Annotated in this window: 12 protein-coding genes; 5 read left to right on the top strand and 7 right to left on the bottom strand. The window is 40.6% G+C overall.

The window, feature by feature from the left end:
- Positions 1 to 49 precede the first annotated feature (49 nt).
- Genes J8L85_RS13415 through J8L85_RS13405 form a run of 3 tightly spaced genes read left to right on the top strand, consistent with a single transcriptional unit; the run spans position 50 to position 5524 of the window.
- A complete protein-coding gene (locus tag J8L85_RS13415) occupies positions 50 to 1129 on the top strand; it encodes an efflux RND transporter periplasmic adaptor subunit (protein ID WP_211017975.1) in 1080 nt (359 codons plus the stop codon).
- The gene (locus J8L85_RS13410) at positions 1129 to 4209 is read left to right on the top strand and encodes an efflux RND transporter permease subunit (RefSeq protein ID WP_211017973.1); all 3081 of its coding nucleotides are present in this window, start codon (positions 1129 to 1131) and stop codon (positions 4207 to 4209) included. Before J8L85_RS13415 ends, J8L85_RS13410 begins: the two co-directional genes overlap by 1 nt.
- Before the next feature lies 1 nt (position 4210).
- Positions 4211 to 5524, top strand: a complete 1314-nt coding sequence (locus J8L85_RS13405; protein WP_211017971.1) for a TolC family protein — start codon at positions 4211 to 4213, stop codon at positions 5522 to 5524.
- Positions 5525 to 5552: 28 nt separating this feature from the next.
- On the opposite strand, the gene J8L85_RS13400 is transcribed toward J8L85_RS13405, so the two are convergent.
- From J8L85_RS13400 to J8L85_RS13370, 7 genes are all read right to left on the bottom strand, one after another.
- Positions 5553 to 6863, bottom strand: a complete 1311-nt coding sequence (locus J8L85_RS13400) for a DUF3570 domain-containing protein (protein ID WP_211017969.1) — start codon at positions 6861 to 6863, stop codon at positions 5553 to 5555.
- Between the two features lie 24 nt (positions 6864 to 6887).
- Positions 6888 to 7100 (bottom strand): DUF4266 domain-containing protein, encoded by a 213-nt coding sequence (locus J8L85_RS13395; protein WP_211017968.1) that lies wholly within the window; start codon positions 7098 to 7100, stop codon positions 6888 to 6890.
- Positions 7097 to 8059: an FAD:protein FMN transferase gene (locus J8L85_RS13390; protein ID WP_348771761.1), complete on the bottom strand. Its 963-nt coding sequence runs from the start codon at positions 8057 to 8059 to the stop codon at positions 7097 to 7099. Before J8L85_RS13390 ends, J8L85_RS13395 begins: the two co-directional genes overlap by 4 nt.
- A gap of 19 nt (positions 8060 to 8078) precedes the next feature.
- Positions 8079 to 8522 carry a thioredoxin family protein gene (locus tag J8L85_RS13385; protein WP_348771756.1) on the bottom strand — a complete coding sequence of 148 codons (444 nt, stop codon included), beginning with the start codon at positions 8520 to 8522 and terminating at the stop codon, positions 8079 to 8081.
- A gap of 81 nt (positions 8523 to 8603) precedes the next feature.
- The gene (locus J8L85_RS13380; RefSeq protein ID WP_211017966.1) at positions 8604 to 9749 is read right to left on the bottom strand and encodes an efflux RND transporter periplasmic adaptor subunit; all 1146 of its coding nucleotides are present in this window, start codon (positions 9747 to 9749) and stop codon (positions 8604 to 8606) included.
- Positions 9750 to 9759: 10 nt separating this feature from the next.
- Positions 9760 to 14088 (bottom strand): CusA/CzcA family heavy metal efflux RND transporter, encoded by a 4329-nt coding sequence (locus J8L85_RS13375; RefSeq protein WP_211017965.1) that lies wholly within the window; start codon positions 14086 to 14088, stop codon positions 9760 to 9762.
- Between the two features lie 73 nt (positions 14089 to 14161).
- Positions 14162 to 14560: a hypothetical protein gene (locus J8L85_RS13370; RefSeq protein ID WP_211017964.1), complete on the bottom strand. Its 399-nt coding sequence runs from the start codon at positions 14558 to 14560 to the stop codon at positions 14162 to 14164.
- A 146-nt stretch (positions 14561 to 14706) separates the two neighbouring features.
- On the opposite strand from J8L85_RS13370, the gene J8L85_RS13365 reads away from it, so the two are divergent.
- Both J8L85_RS13365 and J8L85_RS13360 read left to right on the top strand, forming a co-directional pair.
- Complete coding sequence (locus J8L85_RS13365) at positions 14707 to 15057, top strand: pyruvate kinase (protein WP_211017963.1); 351 nt, start codon at positions 14707 to 14709, stop codon at positions 15055 to 15057.
- Between the two features lie 26 nt (positions 15058 to 15083).
- Positions 15084 to 16277, top strand: coding sequence for a DegT/DnrJ/EryC1/StrS family aminotransferase (locus J8L85_RS13360; RefSeq protein WP_211017962.1), 1194 nt, complete (start codon positions 15084 to 15086; stop codon positions 16275 to 16277).
- The last annotated feature ends 36 nt before the right edge of the window (positions 16278 to 16313 follow it).

Here is a 16313-nt window from a genome sequence, read left to right as displayed (position 1 = left end):
TAAGGCTAGTTTTGTTATACCAGAAATCACAAACTACCAACGCAAACTTATGAAACTAAAATACATTATTTATACCCTTTTAATTGTAGGATTGGGAGGGATGATAATATATCGTATTAACGCAAACTCAAAGATCGGAGCTCCCAAAAACGAAGCGCCGACACAAAAGGCGACTACCGTAAAAGGGATTGTATTAAAGCCCCAGAAGTTTGACGATAATATATCATTGTCGGGTACATTGGAGGCCAATGAACAGATAGAGATCAGAAGCGAAATTTCGGGTATTGTTCAAAGTATCAATTTTAAGGAAGGTAGTAAGGTAGCCCAAGGGCAAGTGCTTTTTACCGTAGATGATATAGAGTTGCAGGCACAACTGTCAAAAGTGAAAACGGCCCAAAAATTGGCCGCGGAGAACGAAAGGCGCGCCAAGTTATTATTGGACAAGCAGGCCATTAGCCAAGAGGAATACGATATTGCAAGTGCCGATTTTCAATCGGCCAGTGCCGAAGCTTCGTTAATAGCGGCACAATTGTCAAAAACCGTAATAAGGGCTCCCTTTTCGGGGACGATCGGGTTAAGGTCCATTTCAAAGGGAACGTATGTGACCCCCGAGACGCCCGTTGCAAAATTGGTGAATACGAGTAAGTTGAAATTAACGTTCTCCATTCCAGAAAAGTACGCATCCAAAATAAATATAAACTCAGATTTTATCTTTACCACCTCCGATTCGGCCGAAGAGTATAAGGCTACCATTTATGCGGTAGAGCCCGAAGTGGAGATAGCGACCAGAACTTTGAAAATGCGTGCAGTGGCCGATAATGCGGACGGGCATCTGTACCCAGGGGCCTATGCGAACGTGGTTCTGCCATTGGAAACCATCGAAGATGCATTGTTGGTGCCTTCCGAGGCATTGATTCCGGTTCAAAACGGTAAAAAAATATTCATCGTCGAAAATGGTATGGCGAAAGAGATCGATGTTGAAATAGGGGCAAGAACGGGCTCTTCCGTTAGGGTATTGTCCGGTTTGCATGCGGGCGATACGGTTCTCACCTATGGTGTAATGGCGCTTAAAAACGGAGCGCCAGTAGAAGTAGAATTGGATGAACCTCAATTAATGCCCGCCGAATAATGAATTTATCTACCTTAAGTATTAAGCGTCCGGTACTAGCTATTGTAATGAACATTGCCATTGTGCTGTTTGGCCTTATCGGGTACACCTATTTGGGTATACGTGAGTTTCCGTCCATAGATCCCGCACAAGTATCCGTTAGAACCAGCTATTCGGGTGCCAATGCCGATATTATAGAATCACAGATTACAGAACCTTTGGAGAAGGCCATTAATTCTATAGATGGTATTCGGAATATTACCTCCTCTAGTGTGCAGGGGGCGAGTTCTATCAGTATAGAGTTCGATTTGGACAAGAACCTGGAAGATGCCGCTAATGATGTAAGGGATAAGGTGTCGCAGGCCGTTAGAAGCCTGCCAGATGATCTAGATTCGCCTCCGGTAGTGTCTAAATCGGATGCAGATGCCCAACGTATTCTGTCGATGACCGTACAGAGTGATGACAAGAACATTTTAGAATTATCGGATTATGCCGAAAATGTAATAGCACAACGGATCGAAACCATACCTGGGGTAAGTAGTGTTCAAATTTGGGGTCAACGCAGATATGCCATGAGGTTGTGGATAGATCCTTTGAAACTTGCTTCCTACGGACTTACCGTTGCCGATGTACGTAATGCCCTGTTGGCCCAGAATGTAGAGCTGCCGTCGGGTAAACTTACGGGTACAAATACCGAGTTGGCCGTTAAGACCATTGGAAACCTACAGACCGAAGAGCAGTTTAACAACATTATTATTATGGCAGATGGCGAGAAGCTCGTGCGCCTTAGTGATATTGGAAAGGCTTCTTTAGAGGGAGAGAATATGGAGACCAAGATGAGCGATTCTGGTCAGCCAATGGTAGCAACGGCGGTAATTCCACAACCGGGCACCAATTATTTGGAAATTGCCGATGCCTTTTATGAGGAGTATGAAAAATTAAAAAAAGACCTTCCCGAAGGTTTTAAGCTCAATGTGGTTATAGATGATACCGTTTTTGTAAGGCGTGCCGTTACAGAGGTGGTGGAAACCCTTATAATATCTATTGTGCTGGTTATACTGGTCATTTACCTGTTCTTTAGAAACTGGTCTATGGCCTTGCGTCCTTTAATAGATATTCCCGTGTCTTTGATCGCCACGTTCTTTATTATGTGGCTTTTTGGTTTCTCTATCAATGTACTGACATTGTTGGCCATTGTACTTGCTACGGGCTTGGTGGTAGATGATGGTATTGTGGTCACCGAGAATATATATAAAAAGGTAGAGGAGGGCATGAGCCCCATAGAAGCTGCCATTAAAGGGTCTAATGAGATATTCTTTGCCGTTATTTCTATTTCTGTAACCTTGGCGGCCGTTTTTCTACCTGTAATATTTTTAGAGGGCTTTGTGGGTAGGTTGTTTAGGGAATTTGGGGTAGTGCTTGGCGCCGCCGTGCTGGTTTCAGCTTTTGTTTCTCTTTCGTTAACACCGATGCTGAACGCGTACCTGATAAAGCCAGGTAAACAAAAACAATCTAAATTTTATCATTTTACCGAAAAGTACTTTCTTAAAATGAATGAATCTTATGCGGGATCGCTACGGGTTTTTATGAAAAGAAAGTGGCTTAGCTTTCCTATTTTATTCGCTTGTTTGGGCTTAATTGCACTGTTCTATATTTTACTTCCGAAAGAAACGGCACCTTATGACGACCGTAGTTTTGTAAGGTTGAGCGTAACCGCACCTGAAGGTTCTTCTTATGAATATATGGATCGTTTAATGACCGATATTACCAATTTGATAAACGATTCCATTCCGGAAAAAAAGGTAAGTCTCGTACTTACATCCCCTGGTTTTGGTACTTCTTCGGTAAACAGCGGTAGGGCCAATATAGCTTTGGTAGATCCAAGTGAGCGCGATCGCACGCAACATGAAATTGCGACCGATCTCGGGCGTTGGGCCAAAGCTTATGTAGGGGGTAAATCAAATGTATCGGAAAAGCCGACCATATCTGTAAACAGAAGGGGAGGGCCACCGATCCAGTTTATTATACAGGCCCAGAACTTTGAAAAGCTAAAGGAAAAGATTCCTGAGTTTATGAAAGAGGCGGAGCAAGACGAAACATTCTCTTTTGTAGATGTGAACCTTAAATTTGATAAACCTGAAATATATGTGAACATAAATAGGGAGAAGGCCGAAAGTCTGGGCGTTTCTGTATTGGATGTTGCACAGACCTTACAGTTGTCTCTTAGTGGTCAGCGTTTCGGTTATTTCTTGATGAACGGAAAACAGTATCAGGTAATAGGCCAGTTTGATAAAAAGGATAGGGATGCCCCTGTGGATCTAACCTCTATTTTTGTGAAGAATAAAGACGGACTTCTTATTCAATTGGATAATCTGGTAGAAACTAAAGAGCATAGTAGTCCGCCTCAATTGTATCACAATAACAGATATATGTCGGCGACCGTATCTGCCAACCTTGCCCCGGGCAAGACCATAAATGATGGTATAGAGGCTATGGAGGCCATTAGGGAAAGGGTCTTGGACGATTCTTTTACCACGGACTTGGGTGGGGAATCTAGAGATTTTGTGGAGAGTAGTTCCAACACTTTGTTCGCCTTCGGATTGGCGTTGTTGTTAATATTCTTGATCTTGGCCGCCCAGTTCGAAAGCTTTGTGGATCCGTTTATTATTATACTAACGGTGCCAATGGCCGTGGCCGGGGCCATGTTCTCGTTATGGTTGTTTGGTCAGTCTTGGAACATTTTTAGCCAGATAGGAACCATTATGCTGATAGGTCTGGTGACCAAAAACGGAATCTTGATCGTAGAGTTCGCAAATCAGCTTAGAGAGCAGGGCATGCCTAAAAGCGAAGCTATTTTAAAAGCTTCGGAATCTAGGTTAAGGCCCATTTTAATGACCAGTTTAACCATCGCATTGGGTGCATTGCCGATAGCACTTTCTTTGGGTGCGGCATCTACCAGTAGAATTGGTATGGGGGTCGTTATTATCGGAGGTACCATGTTTTCTTTGGTGCTGACCTTGTTCGTAATACCTGCCCTGTACTATTTATGGTCAAGAGATAGGGTAGAAAGACCGGAGTTTAAAGTATTAGAAAGTAATTAAAATGCCATACCGTAATCGTAGTCTTTTATCTGTATTTGTTGTATTTAGTTGTATTGCCCTGGGTTTTTCCCAAGAGATACTTACCGTTGAGGAGACGGTAAAGTTGGCATTGAAGAATAATTATGAGATTATTATCGCCTCTAACGATTTAAAGATCGATGAATATGGGGTTAGTCCTGGTTTGGCGGGTATGCTACCTTCTGTAGAAGCCTCTATTTCAGATAACAATAGCATTCAAAATCTTTCGCAGACAAGATTGGACGGGACGGTAGCAGAGCAGGACAATGCCAAAAACAACAGTTTAAATTATGGGGTCGCCTTGGATTGGACCTTGTTCGATGGTTTTGGAATGTTCGCAAATTATGAGCAGTTAAAGGAAAATAAAAAACTTGGCGATGCTGAGTTAAAACAGGTAATCTTATCTACCGTAGGTGATGTGATGGTTACGTATTACGATTTGGTACAGCAGCAGCAACAGCTAACGGCATTGGACAGTACCATTCAAATATCGAAACAAAGGGTAGAGTTGGCACAAAATAGGTTTACCATTGGTAAGGCCTCTAAATTAGAGGTATTGAATGCCCAAGTGGACCTAAATACGGATTTAACCTTGATGAAACGACAAAAAGAACTGTATGCGAATACCAAGATCAAATTGAACCAACAGCTGGCGCGGGATTTGGATACGGATTTTAAAGTTGCTCCCGAAATTTTTGTGGACGAAACATTACTGCTACCGGATCTAGAGACTATGGTGGTGAATGAGAATCCGCAGTTATTGGCCATGGAAATAAATAAGAGGATAGCCGAGCTGGAATTAAAGCAGATTAAAGCGGCAAGATACCCAAACATATACGCTACTACGGGATACAATTTTGGCAAATCGGAATCTAGTCTTGGTTTTAATACCAGCTCAAAATCTAGGGGATTCAGTTATGGTTTTGGGGCGACCCTGAACCTGTTCGACGGTTTTAACCAAAATAGGAACGAGAAGATCGGAAAATTGGATATAGAGAACACAGAGATAGAAATTGCCCAACAAAAACAAGAGCTTTTGGCTCTTTTGGGTTCTACCTACCAAACATACCTTACAAATATCAGCCTAATAGAGCTCGAAGGCAATAATGAGGCCATTGCAAAAGAAAACCTAGACATTACCGTAGAGAAATATAGAATAGGTATTATACCCACCATAGAGTTTAGAACGGCCCAATTAAACTACATCAATGCCAAGGTACGTTTTAGTAATGCCAAGTTCCAGGCTAAAGTATCTGAAATTGTTTTAAAACAGCTAGCCGGGAATTTATCGGTTTAATCAGAAACGATGCTTTCTATAGGATTTATTAGTCCACTACAAACTTAAAGCCTGCGGTAACGATACCAGAGGAAAAAGTAGTGTCCCTATCATATCTGTAATATTTTAGATCGATACTTTTTAAACCAAGTCGCCAAATATGTGTTTTGGTAAAAATATCGGTATACGAGATACCAAAACCAAATTGGTTGGCGGCATATTCGGAAAGGTCATAGTCAGAGGTATAAAACTCTTGTGTCGATAAATGGGTTTCGTAAGGGGCAAAGTAATCTGCCATTGTCTGGTTGTAAAACCTATAAGAGGGGTATAGGGTAAATTTATCTGTAATCTTTACAGGTATTTCTATACTTGCTGTGTGCGAGTTAATGCCCCAATCATCAAAATAATAGCGATAAAAAGTACGTACCGTTACTATTTCGTTTACGTACCAATGCAATCTACCGCCCATTGCAATTTTAAATCGACTGTCGGGTAGGCGTTCTACGTCATCGGCCAAATGAAAGTCTTCGATAAAACTGTCGGCTACATCACTAAAATACACACGTTGAAAGGGAGTGGACAATAGTCCTTCCTGTTTTACAAAATCCAAGGAAAGCGAACCTTGTACGTTTTTATGCAGAATTTGTGAAAAGCCAAAACCTAAGGAGTACGAGTTTCTGTTCTCTTTGTCAAATTCAGAAAAATTGGGATTGTATGCGGTATTTCCCGTTATTTCGGTAGGTCTAAAAAAGCCTATGCCATCGTTTCCAAAAGGTCTCAGTTCAAAGGGGTATATGGTTTTCCAAGAATCTAGGTAGATATTTCCGTTGACACTCAGTTCGGTATTTTTTTCATTGAAAAGTTTGGTGTATCCGCCACCAAAACCGAACGAGAAATAATCATACTCGGAAGAAACGGACAGTTTGGCCGACCATATATCGTTTCTATCGTCGGAACTATGACTGTAAGAACCTGTAAAATTCACCCAAGTATCTGATCGAGAGGCACCGGAACTGGCCACAAAAGGGTCGGCGGCTTCCGAACCGTCAAAAGGGTTTACGTTACTAGAGGAAGCCGAAGTATAGGCAGATACCCCTGCATCTATGGTTAAGACATCATCGTCGTTCAGCGGTATCGAAACAACAAATGTTCCGGTAACGTCCGTTAGCTCTTCTGTACCAATACCACCGCTGACAGCGGCATTATCACCGTCTTGCGAGTAATAGCTGGTTAAGAAGTCTACTTCGGTACTTTCCAAGACACGTTTTTTGTAAGATGAGGCGTCTCCGCTTTCTTGCGAAAGAAGCGATAGGGATGTTAATGCCGATAATATGAATAAATAATATTTTAATTGTTTCATAGCTTGTTTACCGTTGCTAGGTTATTAATTACAGCCGCAGCCTCCTCCAGTTTTACCTCCATTGGCACCAGAGGCCGCTTCGCGGTACGAATGCATGGTAGACACGTTACGGTCGCAATTTTTGTCGGCCAGTATCATATCGGGGTCATTAATGTTTACTTTGTCATACTCCTTTACCACGACACAGCTGCTAAAAGAACTTAGTACAACGACGAATATTAGCGCTTTTTTTATCATAATTTTTCTATTTCTATATTCTTCGATTTTGAAATATTGCCTTTATCATCAATGATAATACATTCAATTTTTGGCAGTTGGTCTATTCTGTCGAGACCGATCTCTTTGCCCATAACAAAAACGGAAGTGGCTAGTGCATCGGCCAATTCTGCTTTGGGTGCAAAAACGGTAACACTGATAATTCCACTGGACGGGTATCCGCTTCTGGGGTCTATAATGTGACTATATCTTTTACCGTTAAAGTTTACATACTTTTCATAATTGCCAGAGGTGACTACCGCCCCGTTGGTAATAGGCAATAATGCAAACACCTTGTTCTTGTTCAAGGGGTTGGTAATGGCCACTTTCCAGTCATCCCCGTTGGGTTGTTTTCCCCAAGTATTCATGTCGCCGGAAGCATTGATGATGCCGGCAACAACCCCTTTGTCCATCAACAATTTTTTGGCCATATCGGCGGCATAGCCCTTTCCGATGGCACCAAAACCAATTTTCATTCCCGGTAGTTTTAGAAAAACAGATCGCTGTTCGTCATTTAAGACAATATTCTGAAACCCTACTTTGGCCACCGAAGATTTTATTTCCTCTTCCGAAGGCATAACGGTTATGCTACCATCAAATTTCCAGATACGGTCCATAGAGGCATAACTGATATCAAAGGCACCATCTGTAAGTTTTGATATATTGATGGCCCTTTTTATCAAAGCATAGAGTTCAGGGGCAACTTTTACGGGTTTTATACCGGCGTTTTTGTTGATTTCGGAGGTTTGCGAATCTTTGTCCCAAGAAGAAATAAGCTTTTCTATTCTTTTTATTTCTGCTACTGCATCGTCTATATAACCATTGGCGGTTACAGAGTCGTTGGCCACAACGGTAATATCAAAACGACTTCCCATTAACTTTAGGGTTCTCAGATAATTCTGTTGCCCTATAGCAAGGTTACAGCAAAAGATAAACGTTATGAATAAAAGCTTTCTCAAATTATTTTATAAAATTGTTCAGTAAGGCGATGTATTTTTTCGGACCCATTTTTTGATAACTCGTTTCGCCCAAAACGTTTCCGTTTTTGTCCAACACCACTACCAAAGGAAACACGCCCATTCGATTGTACTGCTCGGCCAACTTTTTATTGGCATTCAGTTGCGCTTCTGGCAATTTATTTTTCTTTCTTCTGGGAAAATCGGCCTGTAGCATTACATAATGTTCCCTTGCATACGATTGAAACTCGTTGGTACTCCAAACCTCCCTATCTAGTTTTATACACGGAGCACACCAATCGGACCCTTGAAAAACAAGAATAATAGGTTTGTCCTCTTTAGAGGCAATTTCTTTGGCCTCTTCAAAACTATGCTTCCAGTCTTGTGCACATAGCGTTGTAAGCCCGGTAAGAAAAAGCACCATGATCAATTTTATATTTCTGTTCACTTTATTTTTTATTTAATAATGTTTTAGTCTATAAGTATGTCAAAACCTTTCGCGGTACAATACCTAATTTTATAAGAATTGTTATTCAGCGATCAGATTATAGGACCCCACTGTTAAAAACTGAGTGTCCGGTTGAAAGTCACTGCTATTGTCGATGGGGATATAACCATTGTACCCATCGTTACTTACTTTAACTATGTTTTGCGTAAAATAATATGTATCACCTTCTTTTTTATCCAATACCAGTACGGTATTCTGGTCATTCGTTTTTGTTACTGCCGTACCGGGCAATGCGTTTAACGTGGTTTCGTCGGTAATTATATTGGCTTCTACGAACATACCCGTTAAAAAGTTTTCTTCGTCCTCATCCTCTAAGTGGCCGTGCACTTTAATGGTCCTGTTTTTTTCAATGGCGGTACCTACTAAATGTACTTCTGCGTTATAACTGTTTTTTGAGGCCTCGGGAATGGTAAAGATTATTTTCTGTTCTTTCTTCACGTTCATAATATCTTTTTCAAATACATTGAGCTCTAGGTGTACATGGCTATTATCTATTATTTCCATAATTGGAGAGGCCGGGGAAACATAAGTGCCCTTGGTGACGTTTACACTGGTAATGCTACCGGAAATAGGTGCTGTTATCCGTACGGAAGAAACAATCTCGCCCGCTTTTACTTGCGTTGGCGAAATATTGAGCATTTTTAATTGTTTTTCTAATCCCGTATGTTTTGCCACTGCGGATTTGTACTCGCTTTCCGCTTTTAAAAAGTTCTTTTGCGAGGTGATATTTTCTGCCTGCATGATCTTATTTCGTTCATACTCGGCCTTTAAATATCCTAGTTGTTCGTTTACTTCCATGTATTGTTGTTGAAGGCTTATAAATTCAGGATTCTCGATGGTCACCAATGTTTGCCCTTTCACAACTTTATCTCCTATTAAAAATGGGGTCGTTTTTATATAACCGCCCATGGTGGCGTTTACCACCGCTCTGTTTTCGGGTGGAACATCGATCATACCATTGGCACTAATTAGTACGGGGAACGACTTTTTTTCAAAAGATCCCAATTGCATGCCTAACTGGTCAAACTGACCTTGGGTAACTTTTATAAATGAATTGCCGGTATTTATGGGGTCTTCGCTTTTAGCGGCCGTTTGGTTTTTTTCGCCACAACTTGCCGCCGTATAAATTGCGGCCAGCAATAGTATTTTATATATATATGATTTCATGGTATTTGTTTTAAAGTGTTAGGTAATTAATGGTAATAACTGTTTGGTTATACTCTTTTAGTTTGTTTAGGTAGTCTATTTTTACCTCGTAGACACTTTCAAGACTTTGTATGTACTGGTAAAAATCTATTTCGCCATTTTTGAAACTGCCATTGGCGGTTTTTAGGATCTCATCCGATAGCATACTTCCTTCATTTTCGTAGTAGGTCAATGTCTCTTGTAATGTGACGAGCTTCCTTTTTAATGTTGAAAGTTTGGTGTTCAGTTGAATTTCATATTCCCTGTATTCAGATTCTGCACGTAACCTATCTATCCGGGCAGCCTTGATTCTTGAAGATTGCCCCGTAAAGAACAAGGGTATTTTTAATCCCAATTGGTAGCCATGCAGATTTTCGTCTATACCAGCATTGCTTCCTTGAAAATAGCTGACGCCAATGTCGGGAAGTAATTGCTGACTTTCAAGATTGCTCTGGGCCCTGCTTATATCTATTTGGTTTTTATGATAGGTTATCTCAGGACTCGTTTCAATATCCATTTCATTCAACGATACTTTAATAACAGGTTCTATCGCTATCTCAAAGCTGTCTTTAGACTGTACTGTTTTAAGTAGGTTTTGAAGGGTAATGGCCATGTTCTTTTGAGCATCCAAATATTTTAGTTGTATTTGTTTTTGTTTGGAAGCGGCCGTTATTTTTTCTAGATAATTGGTTTCTCCAAGTTCAAAACGACGTTCGGCAATATTGGCGAAATTGTTATAGAGACTGTCCAATATAGAATACACATTGGCCATCTCATGGGCTACTTGGTACTCGTAATATTGAGTTGTCACCTCTTTTTCCAATCTTTTTTTCTGAATGTGGTACGCACTTTCCGAAAGATGGTATTTGGCCTTGTTTACTTTTTTCTCGGAAAAATAAATCGTTGGAAATTTAAAATTCTGTTGTACCCCAAAAACCTGCAAAGGTTCGTTGTTGATCGCTATATTGTTCTGGTCAAATTGATAGTAGATATTTGTTTTCTCAAAATCGTAAGCGCTATTGACCAAGGCATCGGATTGGTGCATTTGAAGTTTGTAGGCGTTTAGACCGGCATTGTTTTCAACGGCAATAGGCAATAGGTCCTTTAAGGTCTTTTTGCTCTGTGCATGTAAAGATGTGGAGCACAATAATAGAATTGTGCCGATTACGCCTATAGTGCCGTTTGACTTGTTCTTTTGGTGCTTTTCTGAACGGTGTATGTAAGAATATAGAACAGGTAAGACCACCAACGTTAGTAACGTAGCGGTTATTAAACCACCAATAACAACGGTAGCCAAAGGTCGTTGTACCTCGGCACCTGCGTTGGTGGAAATGGCCATTGGCAAAAAACCAAGGGCAGCGGCAGATGCCGTAAGTAAAACGGCCCGTAACCTATCTTTGGCCCCTTGTTTGATCAATGCGTTCATATCATCGAATCCTTCGTTTTGTAATTCTTTAAAATGCTCGATCAAAACAATTCCGTTTAACACGGCTATTCCAAAAAGGGCAATAAACCCGACCCCCGCAGAAATACTAAAAGGCAGGTCTCTAAGCCATAAAAGAAACACCCCGCCAACTGCCGCCAATGGTATGGCGGAATAGATCATTAAGGCATCTTTTACCGATTTAAAAGCGAAATAGAGAAGAATGAATATAAGAACCAAAGCTATAGGTACGGCAATTAAGAGTCTTGCTTTGGCACTTTGTAAATTTTCGAATTGTCCGCCATAGGAAATAGAGTAACCCGAGGGTAACGAGATATGGTCGTTCACTAATTGTTGTATATCGTCGACTACCGATTGTAGATCTCTGTTTCTAACATTAATACCTACAACGATCCTTCTTTTGGTGTCATCCCTAGATATTTTGGCAGCTCCTTTTTTATAGGAGATTTCGGCCAGTTCGCTCAAAGGTATTTTTTCTCCCGAAGGTATATCTACATAAAGATTTTTAAGATTGTCGATATCGTTTCTTTTGTCGGCATCCAATCTTACAACAAGATCGAACTTTTTTTCGCCTTCAAAAACACTACCTACCGTTTTTCCGGCAAAGCCCATAGCCACCATGTCGTTGAGCTCTTGTATGTTTAATCCGTAACGAGCTATCTTGGATCGATCGTATTTTACGTTCATCTCGGGTAGCCCGGCAATTTTTTCGACAGAAATATCCGCGGCCCCATCTACGTCTTTTATAAGGTCTCCTATTTCTTTGCCCTTTTGAGCAAGAACATCTAAACTTTCACCAAAGATTTTAATGGCTATATCTGCTCTTACCCCGGTAATAAGTTCGTTAAAACGCATTTCGATAGGTTGTGTAAATTCTACTTCCATGCCAGGAATAATGCTCAATGCTTCTTTAAACTTATCGGCCAGTTCGTCTTTAGAAGAGGCAGAGGTCCATTCACTTTTCGGTTTTAACGATATAATTACATCGCTTTCTTCCATAGACATTGGGTCGGTAGGTACTTCGGCCGCGCCTATTCTGGTAATTATCTGATCTACTTCTGGAAATTTTTGCAATAAAATATTTTCAATTTCAGTAGTGGTCTCCACAGTATTGCTCAAAGACGTTCCGGTTTTTAAAACCGGTTGGATGACAAAATCCCCTTCGTCCAAAGTAGGTACAAACTCACTGCCCATTGATATATATAAATAGGTAGCTGCGGCCAAGAGAACCACCGCCGTGCCCAAAACAATCTTTTTACTTCTCAATGCCCAATCTATAACAGGGTCGTATTTAGCTCTTAACCATGCCATTAAACGTGCAGAGATATTTTGGGTGTCTTCTTTGGATGGCTTTAAGAAAACAGAGGTAACTACAGGAACATAAGTAAAGCATAAAAGCATGGCCCCGATCAATGCAAAGCTGAAGGTAAGTGCCATTGGTTTGAACATTTTACCCTCTACACCGCTCAATGATAAAATGGGAATGAAGACTATTAAAATAATAAGTTGTCCGAAAATGGCGGAGTTCATCATTTTTGAGGCTCCCTTAAAAGTAATATCATCCTTTAATGCCTGTTGTTCCTTTACGGACAGAGAGTTTATTTTGTCGTGTTCTTTCTTTATTTGAAAGGCTATGAATTCGACAATGATCACCGCACCATCTATGATAATTCCAAAATCAATGGCACCTAGGCTCATTAAATTGGCGTCTACTCCAAAAATATACATCATGGACAGTGCGAAGAGTAGGCACAAAGGAATTACCGAGGCAACCACGAGTCCCGAACGAAAATTGCCCAGTAACAATACAACAACGAAGATCACTATCAAGCAGCCTAGAACAAGGTTTTCGGTCACGGTGAAGGTTGTCTTGGCAATAAGGTCGCTCCGATCCAAAAAAGGGTTTATATAAACACCCTGTGGTAATGATTTAGAGATATCCGCGACTCTTTCTTTTACGGCATCGATTACCTTTTTTGAGTTGGCATCCTTTAGCATCATTATTTGGCCGAGCACTTTTTCCCCCTCTCCATTTCCTGTTATGGCCCCAAAACGAATGGCGTTTCCAAAACCTACCTTAGCAACATCTTTAATATAAATGGGTATGCCATTATCGTTCTTTACTACGATATTCTCTATATCCTCTAAGGATGATATTAGTCCCTCGCCACGAATAAAAAAAGCTTGGTTTACCTTTTCTATGTATCCCCCGCCGGCAACACTGTTATTGGTTTCCAAAGCGGTATACACATCACGGGCACTAATATTCATGGCATTAAGCTTATCTGTACTGATGGCGACTTCATATTGTTTTAGAAAACCGCCCCAAGTATTTACCTCTACGACCCCCGGGATACCCGAAAGCTGTCTTTTAACGATCCAATCTTGAATGGTTCGTAAGTCTTCGGGGGTGTACTGGTCTTTGTACTTTGGTTCAACATCTAGAATGTACTGATATATTTCGCCGAGCCCCGTCGTAATTGGCCCCATTTCGGGTGAGCCAAAACCTTCGGGAATCTTTTCCGAGGCAGATTTGATTTTTTCGGCTATAAGTTGCCGCGGTAAAAAAGAGCCCATGTCTTCTTCAAATACAATGGTAACTACCGAAAGACCGAACTTTGATACCGAACGTATCTCTAGAACACCTGGTAGATTGGCCATTTCCAATTCTACCGGATAGGTAATGAACTGTTCTATATCTTGGGTAGATAGGTTACGGGATGTGGTGATTACCTGTACCTGGTTATTGGTAACATCGGGTACGGCACCTATAGGTATTTTTGATAGGGAATAAAGCCCAAAACCTATAATAAAGCATGTGAATAGTAGAACAATAAATTTGTTCTTAATACTGAAATTAATGATATATGATAGCATTTGTCATAAAATAATCAACGTTGAAAAATACCCTGTGAAATTTCCAGGGGCTACTAAAAAAAGAAACGGTTGATTATGACTGCCGAGGTGGCTGCAACAACCCCATGGCGTGTAATGAAGAGGATGGGGCCTGATAATGGAAATTGGTACTGTTAGATTCGAATACTACAAGAGAACTCAATTCTTGAGTGCATAAATTTGGTGTAAAAACAACCAGAGGGGTCAAATGGCACTGGTGCTGAAAAGGCAACTGATCGTGATCATTTTTTTCTTCTTGGTGTTCCCGTTCGTGCTCTAATTTAAGATTACCGTAATGTTTTGATATAAAAACCAGAACATTGTCTCCATATTCTTTATAATGAAACTGTGCGTGCTCTATAAACTCGTCTATCTGGGCAATATCATCCGTATGCAGTCCAAAACTCTGTAGTAGAATTAAAAACGAAATTGATATGGAAATTACTTTGCTCATTAGCACGAAGTTATGAAAAAAGTGATGGATTTTAGAAGAATACTTAAATTATGTTGGAAAAGTAGCGGTGTAGATGTTAATAATTTCTTGGTGAAATTGAATCGAGGATCCTATTCAACATTTACTTTTGCAGACTTTTGAACCTTATGAAGAAATTAGAAGTTGGCGATAAAGTTTATAATACCAAACAAAATGGGTTTGATGATTTTGTGAGGTATTCGTTTTCAGAAGTTGTTCGGCTTACCAAGACCTTGGCTGTGTTAAAGAACGGGGTCAGGTTAATAAACCAACCAAAGGCGTCCTATATAACAGAAGATGTAGGGTACTCGGTTTCACGACAAAAAGGAGTCCACTGGCATATAGTTTCGTTGAACGCCATCAGAAAGGCACAGATTGAAAATCAGAAGATTGCGGCCCACGATTGGTTTGAGAATAAAGAGTTTACCATTGAGGACAAATTGAAAATCTATAGATTCTTTAAATCCATGGAAAATTGACTTATTTTTAATTTTAAATTATAGCTATGCCAGGATTTGAACTTTTTGGAAAAAAAGAAAGAGAAAGTGTAAACGATGTATTGAACTCGGGCGTATTAATGCGTTATGGGTTTGATGGAGCACGCCAAGGACATTGGAAGACCAAGGAGTTGGAAAAAGCATTGACCACAAGAATGCAATCTAAATATGCACACGTTGTAAGTAGCGGTACCGCTGCGTTAACGGTCGCATTGGTAAGTGCAGGGGTCGGGGCAGGTGATGAGGTGATTATGCCTACGTTTACTTTTGTGGCCAGTTTTGAGGCTGTGTTGGCCATTGGTGCGGTACCTGTTTTGGTAGATATAGATGATACTTTGACGTTGGACCCTGCCGCGGTAGAAAAAGCGATTACCGATAAAACCAAGGTTGTTATGCCTGTACATATGTGTGGGTCTATGGCCGATCTAAACCGTTTAAAGGCAATTTGCGACAATCATAATTTATTGCTGCTAGAAGATGCGTGCCAAGCAATAGGGGGCAGCTATGAAGGCAAACCCTTGGGTAGTTATGGGGATATAGGTTGTTTTTCCTTTGATTATGTAAAGACTATTACCTGTGGTGAAGGTGGGGCCATGATTACCAATAATGAAAAATATTATACCAATGCGGACCATTATTCGGATCATGGGCATGATCATGTAGGAAATAATAGGGGAGCGGAGTCCCATCCATTTTTAGGGTACAACTATAGAATATCGGAATTGAACGCAGCTGTAGGTTGCGCCCAGATCCAACGATTGGACGAGTTTTTGGATATCCAGAAAAGACATTACGATATTCTTAGAAACAGTTTGGAAGAAATTGAAGGGGTAACCTTTAGACGCGTACCCGACAATGGTGTAGAGAATTATTCTTTCCTCAGTTTCTTTTTACCTACGGGCGATCTTGCTAGAAAAACCCATGCTTCATTGGTTGACGGGGGAGTAGATGCCTGTTTTTATTGGTTTGATAATAATTGGCATTACTACAAAAAATGGGAACACCTTACCAATTTAAAATCCTTGGGAAAATTACCCGAAGAAGTAAAAAACCGACTACCGGATTATAGTACAAGCGATTTTTCACGATCAGATCAATGGATAGAAAGAACAATCTCTTGTTTGATAAAGCTGAGTTGGACAGAAGAAGAGGTGAAGGCCCGAGCGCTAAAAATGAAAGAGATCATTAGCGGCCTGTTGTAGGTGTTGAAGATAAAATTATTTCACTCAATAAATAAT

The sequence above is a fragment of the Maribacter sp. MMG018 genome, from assembly GCF_018100785.1.
Lineage (GTDB): Bacteria > Bacteroidota > Bacteroidia > Flavobacteriales > Flavobacteriaceae > Maribacter.
Note: the sequence above shows the minus strand (reverse complement) of the source record. Positions and strands in the feature narration are given on the sequence as shown.